Origin of the sequence: Chryseobacterium vrystaatense, from assembly GCF_000737765.1 — a bacterium.
GTDB lineage: Bacteria > Bacteroidota > Bacteroidia > Flavobacteriales > Weeksellaceae > Chryseobacterium > Chryseobacterium vrystaatense.
In genome coordinates this window covers 735,490-759,142 of sequence record NZ_JPRI01000002.1, presented here as the reverse complement: position 1 = coordinate 759,142, position 23,653 = coordinate 735,490, and the positions used below count along the sequence as shown (strand labels likewise).

The window sequence follows — 23,653 nt, the reverse complement described above, 5'->3', positions numbered from 1 at the left end:
ATTATTCTAAAAATTAATTTTTCGGTCCCAGTTCAATGATCTCCAGATCCTTAATTTCTTCTTTATCTACGACAAAGCGCATCATTGTTCTCACTTTATGCCATCCCTGTTTTCCACAGGCTCCCGGGTTAAGATGCAGAAGATTGTTTTTTTTGTCAAACATAGCTTTTAGAATATGGGAATGCCCTGAAATAAAGAGCTTGGGTGACTTTTCAGAAATTTCTTTATGGGTCAGCGGTGTGTATTTTCCGGGATAACCGCCGATATGGATCATTAAAACTTCCAGATCTTCGCAGAAAAACCGATTCACTTCAGGAAATTCAGCTCTAATCTTAGCGTTATCAATATTTCCGTAAACTCCTTTTAAAGGTTTTATCTTTTCCAGTTCCTCAATCACCTCTATACTTCCAAAATCTCCGCAATGCCAAATTTCATCGGCCTGACCTGCATATTCTAAAATACGGTCATCTATATAGGAATGGGAATCGGAAAGAAGGAGGATTTTTGTCATGAAGATCTAAGATTTTTGCAAAGTTAGAAAGATTTATTCTTTATTTAATCTTATAAACCTTTTTAGAGCTAAACTTTTATCTGTAAATCTGAAATTACAAAAGATCGATTGCCGAATTGGATAAAGATATCTTATGCAGATTGTTTTTTTCATTCAGCATATAATTGATTAATCAGAAAAATAACTAAAATTTCAGCAATCACAAAATTGGTGTCCCTTAATATTTACTAAATTTGAGAAAATTAAAAAAAATGAAGCAGAAATTTTCTCTTTTACTTTTTCTTGCTGCGGTAGGGCTGTTTAATGCTCAGGTTGAAGAAAAAAAATTGGACGAACTTATCCAGAGTACTTTAAAAACCTTTGATGTTCCAGGGATGTCAGTTGGAATTGTTAAAGATGGAAAAGTCATCTATTCTAAAGGTTTCGGACAGCGTTCTTTAACGACAAAACAGCCGATGGACGATACTACTTTAGTAGGTATTGCTTCTAACTCCAAAGGTTTTACCTGTACCGCGCTGGCTATATTAGCGGATGAAGGAAAGTTGAACTGGGACGATAAAGTGTCAAAATATATCCCTGAATTTCAAATGTATGATTCTTATGTTTCTCAAAATGTAACGATTAAGGATCTTATCACGCACAGAGCAGGATTGGGATTAGGGCAGGGAGACTTAATGTTTTTCCCTGAAGGCGGAAACCTTACAGTGAATGATATTATTCACAATGTAAGATATCTGAAGCCTGAAAATCCATTCAGAACGACATTAGACTATAATAATATTATGTTTATCGTGGCCGGAGAAGTAATTCACAGGATTTCAGGATTAAGCTGGGCAGAATTTATTGAGCAGAGAATTATGAAACCTGTCGGAATGAATTCAAGTTTTGGAAGCTACAATAGAGCTAAAGCCGTATCCAATAAAATTGATGCACACGCACCTGTAGATGGAAAAGCCATTGCAGTTCCTCACGACTGGAGTGAAACCGGTAATGCCGCAGGCGGAATTATGAGTAATATAAAAGATATGACTGTGTGGGCAGAATTTCTTTTAAATAATTTTACCACAAAAGACGGTAAAAAACTGGTTTCTGATAAAAATGTACAACAGTTATGGAGCCTGCAGATTCCGGATAGAGTGGCATTAAAAAATCCTTATGATACAAGTTTTTATGGCTATGGACTGGGTTGGTTCCTGAGTGATGTTAAAGGACATAAGCAGGTTCAGCATACCGGAGGATTAATTGGAACAGTGACTCAGTTTACTCTGATTCCGGATCTGAAATTAGGAATAGTGGTCCTTACCAATCAGCAGTCGGGAGCAGCATTTAATACAGTCACCAACACGGTAAAGGATTCTTATCTTGGTGTGGCAGACAGAAACTGGCTGAAAACCTATGGTGAAAGAATGTCAAAAGTAAATGCAGAATATGAAAAGCAGAAAAAAGAAGCTTTTGCTAAATCAGAAATCTTTAAAAAAGAAAAAAATCTTCAGCCCAAAGCAAAACAGTTTATTGGAACGTATAATGACAAGTGGTTTGGAGATGTTGAAATTGTACAGCAGGGAAATACATACAGAATCTCCTGCAAAAATTCGCCAAGGCTGAAGGGGGAGCTGCTTCCTTATTCAAATAATTCATTCATCATCAAATGGGATGACAGAAGTTATGATGCCGATGCCTATATTATTTTTAATTATGATGAAAACGGAAATGCAGAATCTGCTAAATTAAAAGCTATTTCAGATGTTACAGATTTCAGCTTTGATTTTGATGACCTAGATCTGAAATGGCAAAAAAGCTAAACTGCAAATTAAGGTAAGAGAAATATTCAATAGAAACGGTCTTTAGCCGTTATCTTATAATAGTTTTAAAATTGGCTTTAGCCAAATTCTGATAAACAGAGCTCCAATGAATATTGGAGCTCTGTGGTTTTATGGATGATTGGGTATTAGTTTTTAATGAACTTTTTGATAACATCACCGATTTGGATAATGTAGGAACCTTTTGTCAATCCGCTTACATTGACTGAATCTCTTTCCAGAGTTCCTGAAAGAACCAGATTGCCTGTCATACCGAATATTTTATAATTCTTTGAAGATGCATTCTGGATAGTTAATGTTTCTTTTGCAGGATTGGGATAAATTAATGTTTTATTCTCACGTTTCTTCTGATCTGATACAGAAAGAGCGGTCATATCAGCTTTTAAAAGGGAGCCTGCAAAAAAGTCTGTAATATAAATAGTATGATCTCTCACAGCAAGTCCTGAAGGGTAATTAAATTCAGTAGAAGTAATGCCATCTGATACCACGGGATTAAGCTGAGCGAAATTCAGTTTTGAAACTTTAGCTGCTCCCGCTTCACAGATAAATAATTCTTTTCCGTAAGATACAAGTCCGGATGGATAGCTTAATCCCTGTGCTACTACTGTAGGAGGGTTGGACGTGCTCATGTCAAACTTTGAAACCCTGCCTTCAAATCGCTCCGTAAAATAGAGTTCATTACCAATGATTTCAATTTCAAATGGAGATTGAGCCGATGTTACATCAATCAATTGAGGAGTTGTCTGGCTTACATCAAGTTTCGCAATTTTATTATCCCCTTCCAGTGCCATATACAGATCATTTCCGACGAATTCCAGACCTAGAGGACTTCTTATTCCTGATAATACAACTTCAGGATTTGGGTTGGCTATGCTAAGATCAACCTTAGAAAGTCTGTCTGCTCCAAATTCAGAAACATATAAAATATTATCTTTTAAAGCCAAGCCGTAAGGGCGGTTTACGCCTGTCACAACATCAACCGGAGGCGCATTGGGATCATCAAGCTTTACTTTAATTACTTTATCCATGTAATAAATCCCGATATACATCGTATTGCCATCGATGACCATAGGATTGGGCGTTTCAAGATTTTCAATGAAGACGTTCGCTGAGAGTTGTGCAGACATTTTGGTTCCTGCCAGCAGAAAGATAAATAACAAGAAATAAAGTTGTTTTTTCATTTTATATTTATTTAGAATAATTAAAAACAAAAGTACTTTATTAAATATAAAATATCTTACGCTCTGACAAAAGTCATGAATCAAAGAAAATGAAACTATTCATTCCGGATTTTTAATAGAAGCTTTTTGGATACAATACTATATCCATTACGAAAGGGAAGCCAGCCATTGACTGATTTTTTCAGACAGATTATTTTAGTAGATTAAGGTCCTGATCCGTACGTGAAAGTTCAGAATTAAAATGTTGTTTTTCAAAGAACTGTTTAAGATTAAGAAGCCGTTTCTGAGGATTGTAGTGAAGGCTGGAATTTAATTTTTGCTGGCAGAGTGAACATGCTCTGGCAAAATGAAAATCGGTTTCAGTTAATGAATTGGTTCCATTCATTACACAGTTTGCATTCAGACAGTGGCTGAGTCCGAACATATGCCCGATTTCGTGTGAACTTATTTTGATCAGTCTTTCGAGACTTTGTTTAAAATTAGCTTCAGTGAGTTGCCCGTTGGAAAACCTGTACATAGAAGTGACGCCTACACCATCCGCATAAGAAGCCTGTCCGAAAACATAATTCCATTCAGGTCTAGGAAAAAGATCTTTTTCTGTGATTCCCATGAAAACGACAGCATCTTTAGGCTTCTGCCTGATTAAAATGCTGTCCAGCACATAACCTGCAAGGATCTGTTCCTGACCTTCTTTGAAAATCCTTCTCGCAGTTTTTGGGAAAATATCATTGGATAAAGCAGGAAGAATTTTTGTGTTAAGCTGGAAGTACCTGCTTAGATATTGCCGGGTAAGTTCTATTTCCTTCTCCTGCAGTTTGCTGAATTCACCGACAGGCTGAAGATAGATCGTGTTTTTCCCCGGTTCAGGTTTAATTTTGTTCAGTTTCTTAAAATCTTCAAAGGTCTGGAATTTCTCGCCCCGTGAATATCTCCAGTCACCAGGTTTTTCTTTTGGAAGCCGGACATCATTTAGGGCAATAGTTTCAATATAGGATCTCTCTTTTTTTTGACATGAAAAAAAGAGTAGGAGAGGAAGCAGGTAAAAAAAGGTTAAACTATATTTTCCCGGGCTCATAAAAGAACAGGAGTTTTTTCTTAGCTCCATCAAATTCAGACCAGGAATTGCAGTCTATTTCAAAACCGGCTACGCCGCAGGTCGGAAAATGAAAAATATCTTCGGAGATAGAATTTGCAAAATTGGAAATTCCATTATTATGAGAGAAAAGAGCGACAGAGCTTACGCTGTCATCCAGGTCGTAGATTACAGATTCAAAATTTCTTTCTGAGGGATTATACAGCTGATCTGCCGTAGACACATTAAGCTGATAACTCTGGTTAAATATTTTGCACGTATTCAGTGCGCGTACCGCCGGGCTGGAAACAAAATGATCAATAGAAATATTATTGCTTTTCATGAATCTGGACATGTTCATTGCATCTTTCAATCCCTTGTCTGCCAAAGGTCTGTCGAAGTCCTCCGTTTCTTCCGGCCAATCGCTTTTTGCATGTCGTACGAGGATGAGTTTCTTCATATTATCGTTTTTTGGAAGATTAAAATTATAAAAAAAATAATGGAATAAAACATGATTTTCATAAAAAAGCTGGGTTATGAATAAAATCATTAAATTTTACTAAATTTGCACACTTATGGGACAGATCCTTGCAATAGACTATGGAAAGGCACGCTGTGGTATCGCAGCAACAGACGATATGCAGATTATTGCAAGCGGCCTGGATACCGTTGAAACACGGTTTTTGATGGAATTTTTAAAAAAATATTTCACAGAAAACAAAGTGGATGATGTGGTGGTAGGTCTCCCCACAGATTTAAAAGGAAATGTTTCCGCAGTGGAGACTGATATCTTAAAATTCATTGAAGATTTTCAAAAAGAATTTTCCGGTATTACGGTCCACCGTTTGGATGAGAGATTTACCTCTAAAATGGCCTCTTTTTTTATTTCCCAGAGCGGGAAGAGCAAAAAAAAGAGACAGGAAAAGGGGTTAATAGATAAAGTAAGTGCAACTATCATACTGCAGAATTTTTTAGAACAAAGAATAAGATGATTTTACCAATAAGAGCTTTTGGGGATCCTGTTTTGAGAAAAGTGGGGAAAGATATAGAGAAAGATTATCCCGGTTTACAGGAACTTATAGATAATATGTTCGAAACGATGTACAGTGCAAACGGTATTGGTCTGGCTGCACCGCAGATCGGACTGGACCTGCGTCTGTTTGTAATAGACGTTACGCCTCTTGCAGAAGACGAAGATTACGAAGATATCAAAGACGAACTGGCTGATTTTAAGAAAGTTTTCATCAACGCAACGATTCTTGAAGAATCCGGCGAAGAATGGAAATTTAATGAAGGATGTCTTTCTATTCCGGATGTAAGAGAAGATGTGAAGAGAAAAGGAACAATCGTGATTGAATATTATGACGAAAATTTTGTAAAACATACAGAAACTTTTTCCGATATTAGAGCCCGCGTAATTCAGCATGAATATGATCACATTGAAGGAGTCCTGTTTACCGACCATTTGAGTGCATTGAAGAAAAAACTCGTAAAGGGTAAACTGACAAAGATCTCCAGCGGTGATGTGAGTATCAGTTATAAAATGAGATTTCCAAAGTAATTTAAACAAGGATTAAAAAACAAAATAATAAACAGCAAAACGCCCAGTGCCGCTTGCAGAATTTACAAAAAATAAAATTATGCTGTTAGAAAAAATAATTTCAATTTCTGGAAAGCCAGGACTTTTCAAATTAGTTTCTCAATTAAGAAACGGTTTTATCATTGAAGATGTTACCTCCAAGAAAAAAGTAAGCATTGGAAACTCAAGTCAGGTGAGTTTATTAGATAATATTGCCATGTTTACATTTGATAAAGAAGTTCCTTTGTTTGAAGTTTTTGAAAATATTGCTAAAAATTACGATTACAAAGAAACCATTAATCACAAATCTTCTGACGAAGTTCTGAAAGATTTCATGACGGCTTCTCTTCCTAATTATGATACAGAAAGAGTTTATGCTTCAGATATCAAGAAATTGGCTCAGTGGTACAATATTCTTCAAAAAGCAGGATATGTTACTCCAGAAAGTTTCGTAAAAGCAGAGCCTGAAACATTAGATGGCGTACAGGAGGAAATCAGCCTTGATAAAGATGCTCCTAAGAAAGCAGCTCCTAAAACAGAAAAGCCGGCACCTGCAAAAGTAAAAGCTACTTCAGCAGCGAAAGCAGCTCCAAAAAGTACACATACTAAAAAAGGATAATCCATCCTGAATAGTCAATATAAATCCCTGTCAGGTCCTGACAGGGATTTTTGTTTTAAAACAGCCCGACTTAATTAAAGATTTACCCTAAATTTGTACCACTTGAATTCTTAATTTATGAATACCAGACAGGAAAAACTAGAAGCTTTCGGAAGATTGTTAGACATTATGGATGATCTGCGTGAACAGTGCCCCTGGGATCAGAAGCAGACCCTGCAGTCACTCCGTCATTTAACTCTTGAAGAAACATATGAACTCTCAGATGCCATTCTGCAGGAAGATTTACAGGAAATAAAAAAAGAACTCGGCGATGTTTTACTGCATTTGGTTTTTTATTCTAAAATAGGTTCCGAAAAAGAAAGTTTTGATATCGCTGATGTCATCAATTCTTTAAATGAAAAACTCATCTTCCGCCATCCTCATATTTACGGAGATACAAAAGTTAAAGATGAAGAAGAAGTAAAACAAAACTGGGAAAAGCTGAAGCTGAAAGAGGGCAATAAATCGATTTTAGGCGGTGTTCCGAAAAGCCTTCCCAGTTTGGTCAAAGCCTACAGGATTCAGGATAAAGTAAAAGGAATCGGATTTGAATTTCATGATGCAGAAGATGCGTGGAAAAAAGTAGATGAAGAAATCCAGGAATTCCATGAAGAAATAGATTTGGATAAAAAAGAGCTGGAGCTGGGAGATGTATTTTTCTCTCTTATCAACTATGCAAGAATCTCAGGACTGAATCCGGATTCTGCACTGGAAAGAACCAATTTGAAATTTATCTCAAGATTTCAGAAAATGGAAAAACTGGCAGAAGAATCAAATATTAGCCTCGCTGATCTTTCTTTAGAGGAAATGGATGTATTGTGGGAAAAGGCAAAACTGATGTCTTAAAATGAAGGTTCAGCGTCCTATGCACCATAGATTCCAATATCTGCTGGAATTCAAAAAAACAGAAAGAAAATGGCATTTTCCTTTTCTTGCGGCACTTTGTATTGGAAGCTGTCTGTTTATTGGTTATTTTTTGGGGAAACCTAATTATGGGAGTTTATCAAGTTTGGGAGCTCTCACTATTTTATATTTCACTTCGGCACCCATTACCCAACGGATGGTTCATTTGGCAGTCTGTGCATTCGGAATGGTCTTTTCCTTTACGATCAGTCTGTTTTTTAGTTTTAATGCCTACGCTGCGGGGCTGTCTTTGGGGATTGTCTCTTTCCTTGCACACTTTATAACCTCTTATTTTAAAATACCTCCACCCGGAAATTTTTTCTTTATCATGCTGGCAGCAATGGCAAGTACATACCAGTTTGACCTCGAAATGATTCCCACAAGAGTAGGGCTTGTGGCCATGGGAGCAATCCTGTCGTGTTCATTGGCTTTTCTGTACTCTGTTTTTATTGAGAAAGGTGAAGTTTTGTCCATTCCCAGAAGAAGAACATTTAATAAAAGGAGATATACTAAATTTGTAGAAAGCAGTATAATAGGTTTCTTTATGATGCTGACGCTGATGGTAGGACACCTTCTGAAATTTGAAAATACATATTGGATATCTATTGCTGCCATAGCGATTATACAGGGACGTAATTTTGAACATGTCCGACAGCGGAATATGCACAGAATCCTTGGAACCTTTATTGGAATAGGTTTTGCATGGCTCATCCTGCTGTTTGATCCTGCAAAAATAGAAATGATTATCATCATTACAATACTGCAGTTCATTATTGAATTACTTATTGTAAGAAATTATGGTTTTGCGGTGATATTTATAACCCCATTAACGATTCTTCTGACGGAAACTGGAAGTCTGGTTCATCATGATGTAGAAAATCTGATGCATGCAAGACTTTTGGATACGATCATAGGAAGTTTAATAGGACTTGCTGCAGGTTTTTTTCTGTACCATCAACAGATTATTAATAACTTAGAGAAAAATATACGGTACTCGTATTTTCAGTTTAAAAAATTAAAAAAATAGCTATGCTGCGTATTCTTACCTTATCCGCTTTTTTATTGTGGAGCTGCAACCCGAAAGCTCAGGACACCCCAAAAACCGATGAATTGATAGTGGAATTTGCTCTGCCCAAAAAACTGAAGGAAGTTTCAGGAATTGTTTTGTCTCACGATAAAAATACCATTTGGGCTATTGAAGATCAGGGAAATAAAAATGTAGTTTACGGTTTGGACATGCAGGGAAAACTGGTAACAGATGTACTGGTTGACAATGCAGAAAATAACGACTGGGAAGATATTACAAAAGATACTCAGGGAAATATTTACCTTGGGGATTTTGGAAATAATGACAATAACAGACAGAATCTGGCCATTTTAAAACTGGATTTAAAAGATACGACACAAAAAACAACTAAGGCTGTTCAGACAACAAAATTTCATTATGAAGGACAGACAGAATTTCCTCCGAAGAAATCAAACTGGTTGTACGACTGCGAAGCTTTTATTGAGATGGACGGAAACTTTTACCTTTTCACCAAGAACAGAAGTAAAGGCTTTGACGGGACTTTCCTTGTTTTCCAGGTTCCCAATAAAGAAGGAGATTTTGAAGCTAAATTAATTGGTAAATTAAAACTTGACGGGAAGTATGGTGATGCTGCCATAACTTCGGCTGCCATAAGCAGTACTAAAGATAAAATTGTTCTGCTTACCCATAAAAATATTCATGTTCTTTCAGGATTTACTGCCGGTAATTTCAATACTTCTAAAATTGAAAAGATTCCATTAAATCATAATTCACAGAAAGAAGCTGTCGTTTTCCTTGATGATAACACATTATTGATTGCTGATGAAAAAGATAAAGAGACTGGAGGAAATGTGTATCGCTTTTCTTTCTAAACTTTAAAATATGAGCCTTTTTTAAGGTTGAACTTCATTATTTAAACAGATCTTTATTATTCCAAAAGGGTTGATAAAGATCTGTTTTTTGTAAGAAATAAAGTGGACTTTAAGGCTTTTTCTTAGGACTGCCTTTAGGATTAGTCATTTGTTTGTATAAAGCTTCCAATTGTTTTGGTGGTCTGCCATCATCAAAAGTTCCGGAAGTGTATATCTTTCCGTTGGAGGTGATCGTAATGACAGCAGACAATGCCTGATCAGAATATCTTTCTGTTGTAGGAGATTCAAGACCTGCTATTTTAGGTAAATCAATAACCTCTGCTTCCTGAACTATATTTTTCCATTCCACAGAAGAGACGGGGTACGTTGTTTTTTCTCCGTTGTATACCACTGTTTTAGAATCGGAGGTAAACGTGACCTGCTGATTAATTCCTCTTGTATTTTCCGCCAATTCGATCTTTTCAATTTTCTCTATTTTCATTGTTATCGTTGATTTATTTCCTGGTTTTTCTGTTTTTTGTTGAGGAAAACAACCTGTATTTGAAATTATGAAAATTAAATTTATTAATGCTATCGTGTGTTTCATTATCTTTTATTTATTGATTTTTTATTTTTATTGAATAATGTTCTTTCTAAGTGGTTTAATTTTATATTTTTGCTAAATTAATAAAATATAAAATGACAAAATTTACTATTTCGAAAAACCTTTTCATACTGCCAATAGTTTTTGGTTTTGGATTATTCAGCGCCCAGAATAAAGGGGGTAAAGAAGAACCAAGGTATGGAAAGAAATCTACAGAAGTGCACAAGGAATCCAATGGTTTTGAAAGATGTTCAGCTAATGAATATGAAGACTATTTAAGAGCAAAGTTCCCTGAAAGGATGAATACGGAACAATTCGAAGCATGGTTGGCTCCTTTGATAGAAAAGGCAAAGATGAACAAGTCTCAAAACGGAAATATTATTACTATTCCGGTAGTAGTACATGTCATCCATAGCGGACAAAATGTAGGTGTTGCTCCTAATATTACAGATGCTCAGGTACTCTCTCAGATTACGGTCATGAATAATGACTTTAGAAGAATGGCAGCAACTCCGGGCTTTAATTCCAGCTTGGTAGGTGCAGATACTGAGATCCAGTTTGCTCTTGCAAAAGTAGACCCAAATGGAAATCCTACCAACGGTGTTGACAGACTGAATCTTTGCCAGGATTACTGGAGTCAATTCCATATTAATAGTGTTGTAAAGCCACAGACGATCTGGGATCCTACCAAATATATGAATATGTGGAGTGTGGATTTTGCGCGTAACGGATTGTTGGGATATGCTCAATTTCCGTCTGATTCTAATTTACCAGGGCTGCAGCCAAGTGGAGGCCTGGCCACTACAGATGGAGTTGTTGCTGGTTTCAGCACATTTGGGAGTATGGATTATAATGACGGAACGTTTTTGATGCAGGCGGGTTATGACAGAGGGAGAACAATGACTCATGAAGTAGGGCATTTTGTGGGATTAAGACATATCTGGGGTGATGGAGCTTGTGCTTCAGACTTTTGTGCAGATACACCAACAGCACATGCCGCAAATTATACATGCAATCCCTCAATTGTAAGTTGCGATAATCCTGCCGTTTTTGAAATGGTTCAGAATTATATGGATTACACGAACGATACCTGTATGAATATCTATACCAACGATCAGAAAACAAGAATCAGGGCGGTAATGGATAACTCTCCTAGAAGAATGGAGTTGAAAACATCGACAGCAGATCAGCCTATTGCTTTGTTTGAAAATGATGCAGAATTGAAACTTGACGGAGCCTGCTCTATAGGGGTAAGCAATTGTGGTTCAGGAAATATAAGACTTATGCTTGCCAACAGAGGTACTGGCAACTTGACATCAGCGGTCATTTCCTATTCATTCGGTGGAGGTGTTGCGCAGGATTATAACTGGACAGGTAATCTGGCTCAGAATAAATCTACTGTTATTACGGTTCCTGTTGCAGCTGCTGTAGCGTCATCTCCTGTTTCTGCTTCTATAACATCCGTAAATGGAGGAGCAGACCAGAGAGCTACGAATAATGTTTCTAATGGAAATTATATTAAGCCGGTAGTGCCACAATATTTTGCGACAACTACGGTAACATTTAAGTTGCTGAGAGACCGTTATGGTGAAGAAACAAGATGGAATCTGAAAAACAGTGCCGGACAGATAATTAAATCGGGAGCATACAGCAATACGCCTAACGGTCAACCGGATCCTGTTCTTATTACGCAGACATGGACCTTACCTGCAGATTGCTACGTGTTTACTATTTCTGATAATTATGGAGATGGTTTAAGTGATGGAGGATATGTAGATTTAACCACTAGTACAGGAACGGTGATCTATCATGCAAGTGATGATTATGGTTACTATGCATCCAAATTATTCACTACACAAAATACTTTAGGAACGAGTGAAGTTAATAAGAAAAATACTTTTGGCGTATATCCTAACCCTGCTAATGATGTTCTGAATATTTCAAATCTTTCTGGAAAAACAACCTTTGAAATTCATAATGCCGTAGGTCAGATTGTTAAGAAAGGTGATGTTAATAACAATCAGGTTCGCGTAGCTGATTTGGTAAAAGGAACTTACGTTATTACGATTAATAATGAAAAAGTCTCTGAGAGTATAAAATTCATTAAGAAATAATAAGATCCGTCAGATCATGAAAAATGATTGGAATTAGATAAAAACAGAAGACTCAGGATTTTTCCTGAGTCTTCTTATTTGTAAGCATAGCCTTCAGTTTTACCTATGGTGTAAGATAAGAGATGTGGATATTTCCAGCTGATAATCTGAAGCTTTGGGTGTAAACACAGCGTACTCTAAAAGTGTCATCCTTATTAAAATAAGTAATTGATGAAAGATTGTGATTCACTGCAAGGGTCCTTTCACCATGTCCTGTAGATATTGATGCCAGCGTTTCCGTTGCGGGAGATACTTTTTGTATAGATGATTTTGCTGTTCCTGCTGTATATCCGTTGCCGTTTAAGCTCAGATCATACGTTATATAGGGGACAATATTATAGTATCCGGGTTTCACGACTGTAAATATTCCGGTAGTGGAGCTGTACTTTAAATAGGTGTTATCTATTTTGTTACTGACGTTATAGACGTAGCTTTTTGCATAGCTGTCATGGGTACTTACCGGATTGCTTCCGGTACCGGTATAACTTCCCGTACTGGGATTGGTATCGGTTTTATTGCCTACGAATACAACCTTTAAAAAACTTTGAGATTCGATAGTACCCCAGGTAGGAGCGTTCCCGACTCCGTTTGACATTAAAACTTCGCCTCGGTTTCCCGAATTTCCTTTGGTTCTGGCGTTACCTCCCACATTGAGATCTTTTACGACCTGAAGGCTTCCGTTGACGTGTAAAGTATTCTGTGGTGTTGGGGTCTCTATTCCCACCTGCGCTTGCGCGTTTAAAGACATGACAAGTAATGCCATGTATAATAGTGTTTTTTTCATCCAATAGTTTGTTTTTGTCGAAATAATTTAAAACAAATATATATTCTTTTAAAAACATTGAATTTTTATAAGATCTATATGCATATTGCTCTATGGATGGTTTTGCCTGAAGGTGCTAAAAATATGAATTGGTTTTTACGATCGTATTTACTTTATACGTAGTTATTTATGAATGAAAATGGTGAATTATTAAATTTATTTTATCTTAAAATTTAATAATTCACCATCCTTATATATTGTAAAATATAGAATGTACAGTATGAATGAAAATAGAATTATTTAGAATGTCATACCCACACCGGCAGATATTCTACCTCCGTCTGACCCGTAGAAATAATTCAGTCTTGCAGAGAACATCTCTACCACGCTCATCCAAAAACCGGCCCCTACGGACTGATGCCATTTATTGGACTCTTCATTGTCATTCCATACACGTCCTAGATCATATCCGATCAGGACCCCCATATTGGCAGGAATGATATTGTTTCTTACGCGTCCGAAATCCCAACGGATTTCAGAATTGTTGGTGAAATAGGATTTTCCTGAAAATCTGTCATTTCTGAAAGCTCTCATTCCGTTGTTGCCTCCAATACTTGCTGCCTGATAGAACTCAAAGTTATTATTGCTGATCCACATGGCATTACTGGAATTGGCAAAAACAAAATTTCCTCTTTTATCCAGTCTGTGATCTATAGTCAGCATTCCGTTTAGGGTGAAGAAATTCTTTTCGGTATTGGAAAGGTTTGTTTTCCAATCTGCATTGACAAGGAATTCAAGTCCTAAAGTAGGGAAGGCTTTATTATCTAAATTTTTAAAACTGAAGGTATAATTGGCTCCTGCAAACTGCTGGCTTTTGAAAACTTCAGGTCTTACATCCGGAGACTGATCTACAAAACGGTCTCCTTTACGCTGTACTCTATTATCCTCAAAGGTAAGCTGGAACTGATGCTGAAGATTCATCCAGCTTTTTTTAGATATAGAAGGAGCAAAATTAAACTTTGAGATTCTTGCTCTGTTATATTCTCTTTCTGTATTTTCTTTGTCGTATGGACTTTCATTAGACAGTCCGAAGAAGTTTTCGGAAAACCTTGGCGTTGTGTAAGCCGCATCCAAATTGAAATCCCATCCCGATATTGCTTTTTTGAAAATTCCTTTGTAGGCAACATTAAATCCACCGGTTGCTGTATAGAAATTAGCCTTAAGACTGTGTTTCTGAGTATAAGGATCACGGATGAAATTATTGACTGTAAAATTAGCCAGAACACCGAGAATCACACCATCATCCGGATTATAGTCTGCATTGGGATATCCGGCAAAGAAATTATATTTCGGGTGTTTATAATTGTACGTGTTGATATCATAATCATCAGAAATATTTTTTGTGGCAGAACCGTTGTAGGTGTTTTTCTGAGATTTAAAGTCATAGATCTTTATGCTTTTTCCATCTGCTATATTATACACATCATGGTTGTAACCTCCAATCAGTCGGATATTCATTTTAGGCCTTCCTTCTCCTGAAACTTCATATATATCATCGTCTTCAAGACCATAGATCCAAAGTTCTTTTGTTTTCGAGTCATCATAAGTTTTCTCAAAAACCAATTCAGGATTTTCTTTATTTTTGTCCAGTTTATACTGTTTTACATTAACGGAATGTCCATCTTTTGTAATAATGAACTTATCCGGATTAACGGTTCCTGCCAGAGGAACTTTTTTCTGCAGGACATCATAATACTGTGCAGCATAATCCTGAAGTTTTGTTTTTCTGTTTTTTAATTTTCTCTGAATATCAGTGATGGTTTCATCTTTTACCTCTTTAGGGAGGTTAGAGAAAGCGTCATCAATATCAGCATCCGTAAGATGTTCCTGGATATATTGAGCCTGTGCCGTCCATTCCTCCTGAGTAGCTCCTTTCAGAAAGATAAGATCCATGGGATAAGGTTCCATATTCATCCATTTCACATTTTTGATCTCTTCCTTAAACGTTTTCATGTGGCGGATAGCAGGGACGTTCATAATCAGCTTGAAGGCAGCACCGTCATACTTACTGAAAGCCTGGTCTCTGTCCTTCGGGATCGGTTTGTAAATAACTTTGTCACCATCCTGATATTCTGCCCATTTCCATTGGTCTGAATGTCTGTCCCAGTCACCGATCAGCATATCAAAGATTCTCGCTCTTATGTATGATTCTCGGTCTACAGAATATTTATAATTTTTGGTGAAATTTTTCAGAACATCATCTGTTGATACAATGTCTTTGGCATTGTCTAACGAAGCCAAAGTTTTTGGATCAGAAGAAAAACGTTCTTCGATCATATACATTTCATCACCGTAATTTTCGTTGTACTCTCCTAAAGTAAACTGTTTCGGAATGTAATATAATTTCGGGTTACTGTGGAAGATATTCAGTTTATCTGCCATATTCCCTACAGAAAAGGGTGTAAACGGATGATTGGTAGTATAAAAATCAAGCAGAAACTTTTCGGGGAATGTATTGTTCAGTTCGGTTCCGAAAGTGCTTTTTTTGAAAGCCATATTATTCAGAAAACGAACAGCACTCTTTTTTACACCACGCATTACAAATTCCTGTCCATCTGCTGCTTTCAGTCTTAAACTGTTCGATTGATTTCCGCCACCTTCTCTGAAAGGGGTAAATCCACCATTCAGTGAAGCAAGATCAGCTGTAGGAGCGTCAACGGGAATTCCATAATATTTTCTGTAATGTTCTCCCCAAAGCCATCGGTAGACTTTCCCTTTTTGGGTAAGCTTTACTGGATAGACGCTGGATGCAACGGTACCCGGTAAAGACTTTGGATAATTGTTTACAAATATGTCCGGTTTTGAGATGACCGAAATATGACTAAGCTTTTTCAGACTGTTGTCCTTTGTGGAAAAATACTCGACATCTGTACTTTGATCTTTTCTGATATTAAGAACAGCGAAGCCACTGCCTCCATATGAAAAATCGGTTTTTTCAGCAATAGTGGCGGGATCAGTTTTGGAACCTGCACCACTGATGATCTGTCTGATATTGCGGTCTTCATGATACTGCAGATTATGATCATGTCCGGAAACAAAAATAATATTTTCTTTGTCCTGAACGATGCTTTTCAGCCTGTTGGCAAAATCTGCATAATGCTGGTTATTGATATCTTCAAGACTTGCCCCGGAAGAACTTCTTAATATATTGATTACACTTGATACAACCGGAACGGGGATTTTACTTTTTAAAGGATAAAGATGTGCTTTAGCAGAATTGAATCCTGCATGGGTCCCACTGCTGATTACAGGGTGATGGAGAGCAACAATGATTCTTTTATCCTGATTTTTAGTGACAAGATCTTTAAATTCTGTATAAAAGTCCTCACGGGTTTTGATGGTACAGTTTTTATTGACTCCCGGATACTGATCCCAGTTGACCAATGCCCATTCGCTGTCTATAACAATAAGTTTGATGTCTTTGGATAAATTAATATCATCAATACCGCAGGAATTTTTAGGGAGGAAAGCTTTTTTGTCATTAAAATAGGCTTTCACAAGATCTTCCTGGGTTTTTAATCCCTCCAGACCGCTATTCCAGTCATGATTTCCGGGGATAACGAGTGTTTTTCCTTTAAAGTTTTTGGTAATGTTAAGCTGGTTTTCCAGTTTTTGTTTAGCTAAAGCATAGTCTTTGTCCGATTCCTTAGGGATTCCATTTGGATAAATATTATCACCAAGAAAGATCAGCATGGAATTGCTGTCTGCAGAATCCAGCTTGTTTTTAATTAAATTCAGAGTATTCTGAGCCTGAGGTTCGTCAGCATTACCTGCATCACCGACAAGGAAAATTTTAAAATCATTCTCTGACTTTATATCAGAATTTTTGACTTCAAATAAGTTTTTACCCTTTTTTACGTTATATGTTGCGCAGGAATATAGAACTCCTGCAGATAATACTGCTCTAAAGGCAATAGAAGTATTTTTTAAATGAGTTTTAAAGGATAAATTCATAAATTTACATTAACAAAAATTCAGGAATGGGTATTTTACACAAAGCTAAAGATTATGTTGAAATCTTATTCAAAGATAAGTTATCTTCTGTATACTTTTATCATAATTTTATTCACACGACCTTTACCGTCAATAAGGCTGAAGAGATTATGCGGAATACTCCTGTATCCGAAGAAGACCAGGAAAAGGTACTGCTCGCTCTTTGGTTCCATGACACCGGATATATAGAATGTGCGCAGAATCATGAAGAAAGGGGAGTGACGATTCTTACCGGTTTTCTGAAACAGGAAGATTATCCTGATAGCTATATCGAAGATGTTTCTCAACTTATTCTGGCAACAAAGATCACCTACGAACCAAAGAATCTTCTGGAAAAGATTGTAAAGGATGCAGACTGCAGCCACTTTGCCAGTCATGATTACAATGATATTTCTGATGCACTGAGAAAAGAATGGGAATTGACCAATGTAAGATGTTTCTCCAATGAAGAATGGAACTCCGGAAATCTTGATATGCTGAAAAACAGACATCATTATTATACCGAATATGCGAAAGAAAACTGGGAGCCACTAAAAAAGAAAAACATCAAGAAAATAGAAAAGAAGCTGGAAAAGGAAGAAGATAAAAAAGAAGACAAAGACAAAAAAGAAAGTTCTGAGATTAAAAAAGAACTTAAGGAACCAAAATCTGACCGCAGCGTAGATACGCTTTTCAGAGTAACACTGAATAATCATACAAGACTGAGTGATATTGCCGACAGCAAGGCGAATATTCTTCTTTCCGTCAATGCGATTATCATATCCGTCTGTCTTTCTGTGCTGGTACCTAAACTGGATACACCTAAGAACGCGCATTTGATCATACCTAGTTTTGTCCTGTTGCTTTCAAGTGTTTTGACCATTATATTCGCGATCTTATCCACAAAACCGAACGTTACAAAAACCAATTTTACGGCTCAGGATATCACAGACAGAAAAGTGAATCTGCTGTTCTTTGGAAACTTTCACCAAATGGTATTCAATGACTATCACAATGCTATGAAAGATCTGATCAAAGACAGAGATTATATCTATGATTCTATGGTGAAAGATCTTTATTTTCTGGGGAAAGTTCTGGATAGAAAATATAAGCTTCTATCGATAACCTATAAGATATTCATGGCCGGAATTATTATTTCCGTACTTTCTTTCGCTTATGCCTTTCTTACTCTTTAATTAAAAAAAAATACAAATGATTGTCAGACAGCGAACCAATTGGCTGAAAATGTTATTTATATGGAGGGGTTCCGTGTTGAAGAAAATTGTTGTCCAGTTAAGTGTTATTTTACTGTTCTCGCTTTCTATCTATTTTTTTAAAGGAAAGATCTTTGATTATAAAGTACATCTTAATCCTACCATTTTCACCCTGCTGGGTCTTGCACTGGCTATTTTCATGGGATTCTGTAATTCTGCAAGTTATGACCGTTTCTGGGAAGGCCGCAAACTCTGGGGATCATTGGTGATTGAAACCAGATCGCTGACAAGACAGATTCTTTCCCTGGTGAATGATCCTTCAGCAGGAGCAAAAGAGGAAAAGGAGAAGATGATTAGATTAATATCAGCATTTGGCTGGTCTCTGAATTATCAGTTGAGAGACAAATCCGGGACGGAGCATCTAACAAGGCTTCTTTCTCCGGAACAAGCAAAACAGCTGGAAGGCAAAAAATTCATTCCAAGTATTATTCTGGGGTTTATTGCAGACTGGCTGAACGAGCAGCAGCGAAAAGGAAATATAGACACCATCGTAATGTCTTCGATGGATCATCAGCTGAACCAGTTTTCCAATATTTCGGGAGGATGTGAAAGAATTTATAATACACCGCTACCATTTGCATACAGTGTTTTGCTTCACCGTACGGTTTATCTGTATTGCTTCTGGCTGCCTTTCGGATTGGTAGATTCACTGGGGTGGATGATGCCATTAATCGTCCTTTTGATCAGTTATACCTTCATTGCACTGGATGCGATTATCCAGGAAATAGGAGAGCCGTTTGGAGAAGAGGAAAACGATCTGGCACTGAACAGTATCTGCAGAACCATCGAATATTCTATTTTCGAGCAGGCAGGGATACCACAGGATGAACTTAAAAAGACAGATTCTTATTTTATAAATTGATTAAGTGAAATGATAAATCAGGGTGGATTTAATCCTCTACTGCTGAATTGGTCAAAGAAATTCTCAATGCCAGTAATCCCGTAATTCCCTGTAGGTCTTCAACTTTTAGAAACTCTACATCGTTTTGAAGAATTCCTTTTTTCTGAAGTTTATTGATATATTCCAGGTACTCTTTCTGATTTTCCATTCCGAAATACACGATCGTTATTTTTCCGGGACAGGTAATTCTTTCTGATGAATCTTTAACGTGGGCCTTGTCCAGACGTTTTTTTATGATTTCGTAATACGAGTTGTAAGCACCATCCACATCGAAACGCTTCTCATCCATTCTGAATCGGATGTCAATCTTTTCATTGTATACAAAAATAAGCGAGGCAATATCCAACCGGATCGGAAGATCTCTTTTGAAATTGTGAAATTCCCTTTCCATATTGCACATGGTTTTCAGCTGCCAGTACCTTAGTTTGTTGACATCTTTTGACGTATAATTGAGGTCAGGTGCAATATTGTGGCCGATATAAAGGTTATGCTCTACACCATCAGATTTAAATCTTTCATAGTAATGAGGGAATATCTGCTGTGCTTTGACCTGACTTTCATCCAGCATATCAGCCAGTTTCCTGTTTACCAATGTTATGGATTCGTCAAGGCTTTTTCTATTGGCATAGAAAAGATCGGTTTGCGTAAAGACCTGGATAAAATAATCCTTGATCTTAGTTTTGATCTCACGGTCTGTTTTCAGTTCAAGTTTTCCCTGCAGGTAAGGGTGAACTTCTTCTCTCAGAAGTCTCTGCAGTCGTTGCTCTGTATCGGCTTTGATCTCATTGTTCAGTTCGTTTTCAAAAACCTCCAGGGCAAGAAGGTATTTCTCGGAATCAGAATTAATCATCATGAAAATCTCATGGAGACTGTCAAGCTGTTGGTTGAGGTCTTCCAGCATCAGATTAAAACGTTTTTCTGAAGAAGAACGGATATCAGAAAACCCAAAAAGAGGGGTTAGATTTTTAAAGGAGATTTGTTTAAGCGTATACATTTTTTTACCCAGTGAAGCATTGAAATATTTCTCTGCCTCATTCCTGAATTTCCATACCACACTGTCGTGGATGGATGTGTATTCTCGCTGGATAATGGCTTCTATCTGATAGTTTTTCTCAAAGCTGAATCTGTTCAGGGAGAAAAGAATCATATCGGTGAAAAATTCCATTTTTTTCAGCTTCAATCCATTGAAACTGTTCGCCATGGGAGATGTGAATTCCATGATGGCCAGAAGTTCGTTGTCCTTCATGATGGGAATCACCATAAAGCTGTTGATGTTGTTATCCCTTAAAATACTGAATGAGGGAAGTGCCTTGATATTGTCATCCAGATTGGCAACATTGGATATGACAATCGGTTTGGAATTATGATTTAAATTATTGAATGTATACTTACGGGTTTCTTCATCAAAGGCATTAATCCAGAAATCCAGAACATGATGGGTAAAAACATTTTCGTAGATAGGCAGCCTTCCGAGTTTCTGATCTTTTTTGTCGAACAGCATCAGTCCGAAGTTAAGTTGCGGAACGTCGAAGTAAGATTTGAAGATTTCGACAAGATTTTCGTTGGGGCTCAGATCTTCCGGATCGATTTCGATCATGCTCGATTTGAGGTCAGATAAAGCAACTTCTGTTGTACAGTCTACCAGAGAAATGATGGCAAATCCTTTCAGCACCCACGATTTCGAAGGGAAATATTTTTTCCACAACTGAAAATCATCCAGGTTTTCCAAAAGCATATCCAGTACATCATCAGAAGGAATCTTTGCATGTTCTGTAGGGTAAACATCCGTAAAATCAGAATTGACCGTGATTTTATAATGTTTCATGATTCCCATTTTGTTTGGGATATCATAATAAAGCGGAATGGTGCTTTTAATATCTTTTTTAAAATAACTTTGGAGGATGAGACAACAGCAGAATACATAAAATTCGTTATCGTCAATATTTCTCAGTTCTATTTCAAAATCCTTTCCTGCGTCCTTAAGAATATCTTTAAATCTTTCCGTATAATTAAAAGTGATGTTAGAGAGCGGGATACTGGCTGCTTTGATCTCATTGTTGGTAAGACCTGTAGGAAAAAGATCTGCAAGAATAAGTCTGATAAGGTCTTTATGTTTTTCGAGAAGAGTAGTATCCTCAAAACCATCTTTCAGTTCCTGGAAGTTTTTGGTTCTCTCGATGAGAGATTCAGCATAGTTGACACGATACTCCAAACGGTCATTGTATCGGATATGTTCCAGTACATCCAAATATTTTTTGAATGAGATATAAACCTGAAAGGGTGAGTCTTTTTTGTAAAGATTGGTCAAGAGCTGAAATTTAAGTAAAGTTATGAAAAAAACACCACTTCCAACTGACCTTCAGATTGGTAAAAATGACCTTTTATCTCAGCTTTGTTTATTTTTCTTAAACAATATCCGCAAATACATAGAGCATTATCTGCTACCTCTTTTATTTTTAAAAAAATCTGCAGTTTTGCGAAAAAGATTAGGATAAAAGTCTGCTGTTCCGATCTTTAGTTCTCTGGTAACAGGAAAGAGAAATTTCATAAGCGGAACTGTGAATATGATTGCAAGAGCTGCTATCAGCATGCTGTAATTTTTGATATCTGTCTGGTTTTTGCTTACATAAAAAACAATGGCAGCAATACATAAAGAAGTAAACAGTGTAATAAGAATTTTTTTCATGGTGATGAATGTTATTCAAATGTAGCTATTTTCGGTGGATCTTTAAGTGAAAATTAAGGATTTATGGCTCTTTCCAGGTGAATGAATTTTATATCCCAAAAGGTTTATTATTTTAATTGCCTTTGTCGTCGGGTATAAAAAAAGCACAACCCAAGGTTGTGCTTCCGTATATTTTATAATTGAGATCTTACAATCCAAACTGTCTTGCAAACAGATCAGGGAAAACACCCAATGCAATAATAGATGCAATAACAAATATGGCTACGATATTGTAGGTAAGGGTTACCTTTTCTGAAGATTTGAATGTAGAATCTTTAAAGAAGAACATTGAAATGATCAGTCTCAGATAATAAGCAATAGATACTGCAGAACCCAGAACGGCTACCAATACCAAGAAAACTCCATGTTTAGAATTCATCGCCTGAGAGAACAAAGCAAATTTCCCCATGAATCCGGCAGTTAAAGGAACTCCTGCCATTGAAAGCATAGAGATCGCTGCTGCTGTAGCCAATAGAGGTTCTGTTTTTGCCAATCCTTTGAAAGCTCCGAAAGAAGTTTCTCTCTTTAATTTTTCTACATAAATAAGGCACATAAAAACTCCTACTGTAGATAATGCGTAAGCGAATAAATAGAATGCCAGGTTATAAGTAGAAAGGCTGGTCATTCCGAAGAATACCAATCCGATATATCCAGCATGAGATACGGAAGAGTAAGCCAGCATTCTTTTCGCATTGGTCTGGGCAAGACCCATAACGTTTGCCAAAAGTAATGTAATGATCAGGAATACTCCGAAAACATTAATCCAGTGTTCAGTAACTCCACCAAATCCAATGGTCATTAATCTGAATAAAGCAAAGAATCCTGAGATCTTTACAACACTTGCCATGAATGCCGTAATCAGTGAAGGAGAGCCTGCATATACATCAGGGCTCCACATATGGAAAGGAGCTAAGGCTACTTTGAATGCCAGTGCACAAAGAATAAGCAGAACACCTAAAATGAACATGACATCCTGTGGATTTTTAACTCCAAAATCCTGTATTTTATACAAGTCAAAGCTTCCGCTGCTTCCGTAGATAAATGCAATACCGAAAAGTAAGAAACCTGTCGCGAAAGCACCCATCAGGAAATATTTGATCGAAGCTTCGTTTGATCTTAAATCAGTTTTGTTGGCACCTGCCATTACATATAATGGGATGGAAAGAATCTCTACCCCTAAGAAAAGGGTTACCAGATTCTGGAATCCGAAAAGGACGATCCCTCCGCATAATGCAAAAAGCATCAGTGCATATAATTCCGACTGGTGGCTTCTGTGGTTGCTGAACGCAAAACCTCCAAGAAAGAATAACAATAAGGTTGTTACAATAGATATTTTGGTGAACAGTGCAGTATTGGCAGTATATTCATACATGTGTCTGTACTTTTCGAAGAAAGCACATTCAGGTAAGAAACTTACATATAATGCGATGATCAATCCTAAAATCCCAATGTATCTTGCGAATTTTCCTTGTTCAAAAACTCCTGAAAATAACGCAACAACTGCCGTTAGGAAAACAATAATTAAAACACTCATAATATAGATTTGAGATGTGAGACACGAGATCTGAGACAAAACTTCTTATTTCCCATTTCTTAATC

General features: G+C 36.9%; 20 protein-coding genes. 10 read left to right on the top strand and 10 right to left on the bottom strand.

Annotation, left to right across the window (positions count from 1 at the left end):
• Positions 1-13: 13 nt before the first annotated feature.
• Complete coding sequence (locus IW16_RS09125; protein ID WP_034742446.1) at positions 14-511, bottom strand: metallophosphoesterase family protein; 498 nt, start codon at positions 509-511, stop codon at positions 14-16.
• 251 nt (positions 512-762) lie between these two features.
• Between IW16_RS09125 and IW16_RS09120 the strand changes: the two genes are divergently transcribed.
• A complete protein-coding gene (locus tag IW16_RS09120) occupies positions 763-2,313 on the top strand; it encodes a serine hydrolase (protein ID WP_034742444.1) in 1,551 nt (516 codons plus the stop codon).
• A 146-nt stretch (positions 2,314-2,459) separates the two neighbouring features.
• Here the strand turns inward: IW16_RS09120 and IW16_RS09115 are convergent, their stop codons facing one another.
• The 3 genes from IW16_RS09115 to IW16_RS09105 form a co-directional block, all read right to left on the bottom strand.
• On the bottom strand, positions 2,460-3,512 hold the full coding sequence (locus IW16_RS09115; RefSeq protein ID WP_034742440.1) for a T9SS type A sorting domain-containing protein: 1,053 nt from the start codon (positions 3,510-3,512) through the stop codon (positions 2,460-2,462).
• A gap of 190 nt (positions 3,513-3,702) precedes the next feature.
• Complete coding sequence (locus tag IW16_RS09110; RefSeq protein WP_034742437.1) at positions 3,703-4,587, bottom strand: archaemetzincin; 885 nt, start codon at positions 4,585-4,587, stop codon at positions 3,703-3,705.
• Positions 4,568-5,044, bottom strand: coding sequence for a SixA phosphatase family protein (locus IW16_RS09105; protein ID WP_034742828.1), 477 nt, complete (start codon positions 5,042-5,044; stop codon positions 4,568-4,570). Before IW16_RS09105 ends, IW16_RS09110 begins: the two co-directional genes overlap by 20 nt.
• Positions 5,045-5,159: 115 nt before the next feature.
• Between IW16_RS09105 and ruvX the strand changes: the two genes are divergently transcribed.
• From ruvX to IW16_RS09075, 6 genes are all read left to right on the top strand, one after another.
• The gene (gene ruvX, locus IW16_RS09100; protein ID WP_034742434.1) at positions 5,160-5,576 is read left to right on the top strand and encodes a Holliday junction resolvase RuvX; all 417 of its coding nucleotides are present in this window, start codon (positions 5,160-5,162) and stop codon (positions 5,574-5,576) included.
• The gene (gene def, locus IW16_RS09095; RefSeq protein ID WP_034742431.1) at positions 5,573-6,145 is read left to right on the top strand and encodes a peptide deformylase; all 573 of its coding nucleotides are present in this window, start codon (positions 5,573-5,575) and stop codon (positions 6,143-6,145) included. Before ruvX ends, def begins: the two co-directional genes overlap by 4 nt.
• Positions 6,146-6,224: 79 nt before the next feature.
• Positions 6,225-6,782, top strand: coding sequence for a DUF5606 family protein (locus IW16_RS09090; RefSeq protein WP_034742428.1), 558 nt, complete (start codon positions 6,225-6,227; stop codon positions 6,780-6,782).
• Positions 6,783-6,899: 117 nt separating this feature from the next.
• Positions 6,900-7,667, top strand: coding sequence for a nucleoside triphosphate pyrophosphohydrolase (gene mazG / locus IW16_RS09085; protein ID WP_034742425.1), 768 nt, complete (start codon positions 6,900-6,902; stop codon positions 7,665-7,667).
• 1 nt (position 7,668) lies between these two features.
• Positions 7,669-8,751 carry an FUSC family protein gene (locus IW16_RS09080; protein WP_051890038.1) on the top strand — a complete coding sequence of 361 codons (1,083 nt, stop codon included), beginning with the start codon at positions 7,669-7,671 and terminating at the stop codon, positions 8,749-8,751.
• A gap of 2 nt (positions 8,752-8,753) precedes the next feature.
• Positions 8,754-9,623, top strand: a complete 870-nt coding sequence (locus tag IW16_RS09075) for a hypothetical protein (protein ID WP_034742422.1) — start codon at positions 8,754-8,756, stop codon at positions 9,621-9,623.
• Positions 9,624-9,732: 109 nt separating this feature from the next.
• Here the strand turns inward: IW16_RS09075 and IW16_RS09070 are convergent, their stop codons facing one another.
• The gene (locus IW16_RS09070) at positions 9,733-10,104 is read right to left on the bottom strand and encodes a hypothetical protein (protein WP_131327865.1); all 372 of its coding nucleotides are present in this window, start codon (positions 10,102-10,104) and stop codon (positions 9,733-9,735) included.
• 197 nt (positions 10,105-10,301) lie between these two features.
• Here IW16_RS09070 and IW16_RS25655 point away from each other — a divergent pair, with 197 nt between their 5' ends.
• A complete protein-coding gene (locus IW16_RS25655) occupies positions 10,302-12,320 on the top strand; it encodes a M43 family zinc metalloprotease (RefSeq protein WP_051890036.1) in 2,019 nt (672 codons plus the stop codon).
• A gap of 103 nt (positions 12,321-12,423) precedes the next feature.
• Here IW16_RS25655 and IW16_RS09060 read toward each other — a convergent pair whose 3' ends face one another.
• Both IW16_RS09060 and IW16_RS09055 read right to left on the bottom strand, forming a co-directional pair.
• The gene (locus tag IW16_RS09060; protein WP_034742416.1) at positions 12,424-13,143 is read right to left on the bottom strand and encodes a hypothetical protein; all 720 of its coding nucleotides are present in this window, start codon (positions 13,141-13,143) and stop codon (positions 12,424-12,426) included.
• A gap of 279 nt (positions 13,144-13,422) precedes the next feature.
• On the bottom strand, positions 13,423-17,136 hold the full coding sequence (locus tag IW16_RS09055) for a metallophosphoesterase (RefSeq protein ID WP_034742413.1): 3,714 nt from the start codon (positions 17,134-17,136) through the stop codon (positions 13,423-13,425).
• A gap of 26 nt (positions 17,137-17,162) precedes the next feature.
• Between IW16_RS09055 and IW16_RS09050 the strand changes: the two genes are divergently transcribed.
• Both IW16_RS09050 and IW16_RS09045 read left to right on the top strand, forming a co-directional pair.
• A complete protein-coding gene (locus tag IW16_RS09050; RefSeq protein ID WP_034742411.1) occupies positions 17,163-18,350 on the top strand; it encodes a Pycsar system effector family protein in 1,188 nt (395 codons plus the stop codon).
• A 16-nt stretch (positions 18,351-18,366) separates the two neighbouring features.
• Complete coding sequence (locus tag IW16_RS09045; protein WP_034742407.1) at positions 18,367-19,290, top strand: bestrophin family protein; 924 nt, start codon at positions 18,367-18,369, stop codon at positions 19,288-19,290.
• Positions 19,291-19,318: 28 nt separating this feature from the next.
• On the opposite strand, the gene IW16_RS09040 is transcribed toward IW16_RS09045, so the two are convergent.
• The 3 genes from IW16_RS09040 to IW16_RS09030 all read right to left on the bottom strand — a co-directional run bounded on the left by IW16_RS09040 (position 19,319) and on the right by IW16_RS09030 (position 23,588).
• Complete coding sequence (locus IW16_RS09040) at positions 19,319-21,637, bottom strand: GAF domain-containing protein (protein ID WP_034742404.1); 2,319 nt, start codon at positions 21,635-21,637, stop codon at positions 19,319-19,321.
• Between the two features lie 126 nt (positions 21,638-21,763).
• The gene (locus IW16_RS09035; protein ID WP_034742401.1) at positions 21,764-22,015 is read right to left on the bottom strand and encodes a hypothetical protein; all 252 of its coding nucleotides are present in this window, start codon (positions 22,013-22,015) and stop codon (positions 21,764-21,766) included.
• Between the two features lie 187 nt (positions 22,016-22,202).
• A complete protein-coding gene (locus tag IW16_RS09030; protein WP_034742397.1) occupies positions 22,203-23,588 on the bottom strand; it encodes an NADH-quinone oxidoreductase subunit N in 1,386 nt (461 codons plus the stop codon).
• Between the last annotated feature and the right edge of the window lie 65 nt (positions 23,589-23,653).

Excerpts from the sequence above, each read along its gene's own strand:
- IW16_RS09055 (WP_034742413.1), bottom strand. The coding sequence starts at position 17,136 with ATGAATTTATCCTTTAAAACTCATTTAAAAAATACTTCTATTGCCTTT.
- IW16_RS09030 (WP_034742397.1), bottom strand. The coding sequence starts at position 23,588 with ATGAGTGTTTTAATTATTGTTTTCCTAACGGCAGTTGTTGCGTTATTT.
- IW16_RS09110 (WP_034742437.1), bottom strand. The coding sequence starts at position 4,587 with ATGAGCCCGGGAAAATATAGTTTAACCTTTTTTTACCTGCTTCCTCTC.
- IW16_RS09045 (WP_034742407.1), top strand. The coding sequence starts at position 18,367 with ATGATTGTCAGACAGCGAACCAATTGGCTGAAAATGTTATTTATATGG.
- IW16_RS25655 (WP_051890036.1), top strand. The coding sequence starts at position 10,302 with ATGACAAAATTTACTATTTCGAAAAACCTTTTCATACTGCCAATAGTT.
- IW16_RS09090 (WP_034742428.1), top strand. The coding sequence starts at position 6,225 with ATGCTGTTAGAAAAAATAATTTCAATTTCTGGAAAGCCAGGACTTTTC.
- IW16_RS09035 (WP_034742401.1), bottom strand. The coding sequence starts at position 22,015 with ATGAAAAAAATTCTTATTACACTGTTTACTTCTTTATGTATTGCTGCC.
- IW16_RS09080 (WP_051890038.1), top strand. The coding sequence starts at position 7,669 with ATGAAGGTTCAGCGTCCTATGCACCATAGATTCCAATATCTGCTGGAA.
- IW16_RS09105 (WP_034742828.1), bottom strand. The coding sequence starts at position 5,044 with ATGAAGAAACTCATCCTCGTACGACATGCAAAAAGCGATTGGCCGGAA.
- mazG (WP_034742425.1), top strand. The coding sequence starts at position 6,900 with ATGAATACCAGACAGGAAAAACTAGAAGCTTTCGGAAGATTGTTAGAC.
- IW16_RS09115 (WP_034742440.1), bottom strand. The coding sequence starts at position 3,512 with ATGAAAAAACAACTTTATTTCTTGTTATTTATCTTTCTGCTGGCAGGA.
- IW16_RS09060 (WP_034742416.1), bottom strand. The coding sequence starts at position 13,143 with ATGAAAAAAACACTATTATACATGGCATTACTTGTCATGTCTTTAAAC.
- def (WP_034742431.1), top strand. The coding sequence starts at position 5,573 with ATGATTTTACCAATAAGAGCTTTTGGGGATCCTGTTTTGAGAAAAGTG.
- ruvX (WP_034742434.1), top strand. The coding sequence starts at position 5,160 with ATGGGACAGATCCTTGCAATAGACTATGGAAAGGCACGCTGTGGTATC.
- IW16_RS09075 (WP_034742422.1), top strand. The coding sequence starts at position 8,754 with ATGCTGCGTATTCTTACCTTATCCGCTTTTTTATTGTGGAGCTGCAAC.
- IW16_RS09125 (WP_034742446.1), bottom strand. The coding sequence starts at position 511 with ATGACAAAAATCCTCCTTCTTTCCGATTCCCATTCCTATATAGATGAC.
- IW16_RS09050 (WP_034742411.1), top strand. The coding sequence starts at position 17,163 with ATGGGTATTTTACACAAAGCTAAAGATTATGTTGAAATCTTATTCAAA.
- IW16_RS09070 (WP_131327865.1), bottom strand. The coding sequence starts at position 10,104 with ATGAAAATAGAGAAAATTGAAAAGATCGAATTGGCGGAAAATACAAGA.
- IW16_RS09120 (WP_034742444.1), top strand. The coding sequence starts at position 763 with ATGAAGCAGAAATTTTCTCTTTTACTTTTTCTTGCTGCGGTAGGGCTG.